The organism is Ramlibacter sp. MAHUQ-53 (assembly GCF_052600055.1).
The window spans coordinates 1-930 of record NZ_JBQWTS010000022.1; the positions used below are offsets into that span (position 1 = coordinate 1).

Here is a 930-nt window from a genome sequence, read left to right on the forward strand (position 1 = left end):
CCCGCCAGGTGCTGGATCGCCCCCGAGATGCCGGCGGCGATGTACAGCTGCGGCGCCACGATCTTGCCGGTCTGGCCCACCTGCAGGTCGTTCGGGGCGTAGCCCGCGTCGACCGCGGCGCGCGAGGCGCCGATGGCCGCGCCCAGCTTGTCGGCCAGGGGCATCATCACCTCGTTGAACTTCTCGGCGCTGCCCAGCGCCCGGCCGCCCGACACGATGATCTTGGCCGCGGTCAGCTCGGGGCGGTCGCTCTTGGCGATCTCGCTGCCCACGTACTGGCTCTTGGCGGAGGCCGCAGCCGCCGCCACCGTCTCGACGGCCGCCGAGCCACCGGTGGCCGCCGCGGCGTCGAAGCCGGTCGTGCGCACGGTGATCACCTTCGTCGCGTCGGCGCTTTGCACCGTGGCGATCGCGTTGCCCGCGTAGATCGGGCGCTCGAAGGTGTCGGCGCTCACCACCTTGGTGATGTCCGAGACCTGCGCCACGTCCAGCCTGGCCGCCACGCGCGGCGCGGCATTCTTGCCGCTGGCCGTGGCCGGGAACAGGATGTGGCTGTAGTTGCCCGCGATCGCCAGCACCTGGGCAGCGACGTTCTCCGCCAGGCCATGGGCCAGGCTCTCGCCGTCGGCGTGGATCACCTTGGACACGCCGGCGATCTGGGCCGCCGCAGCCGCCGCAGCGCCCGCGTTCTGGCCCGCCACCAGCACATGCACCTCACCGCCGCAGGCCGCAGCCGCCGTCACGGTGTTCAGGGTCGCGCCCTTGATCGACGCGTTGTCGTGTTCAGCAATAACCAGTGCAGCCATCTCAGATCACCTTGGCTTCGTTCTTGAGTTTGTCGACGAGGGTGGCCACATCCGGCACCTTGATGCCCGCGCCGCGCTTGGGCGGCTCGCTGACCTTCAGCGTCTTGATGCGCGGAGCCACGTC

1 protein-coding gene and 1 pseudogene are annotated in these 930 nt (G+C 70.6%); both read right to left on the bottom strand.

Going from position 1 to position 930, the window contains the following annotated elements; genetic code table 11:
* On the bottom strand, window positions 1-806 hold an 806-nt coding region (locus ACT80S_RS19120), incomplete at its 3' end, for an electron transfer flavoprotein subunit alpha/FixB family protein (RefSeq protein ID WP_377419142.1).
* A 1-nt stretch (window position 807) separates the two neighbouring features.
* Window positions 808-930, bottom strand: a pseudogene (locus ACT80S_RS19125) (electron transfer flavoprotein subunit beta/FixA family protein); the annotation flags it as partial.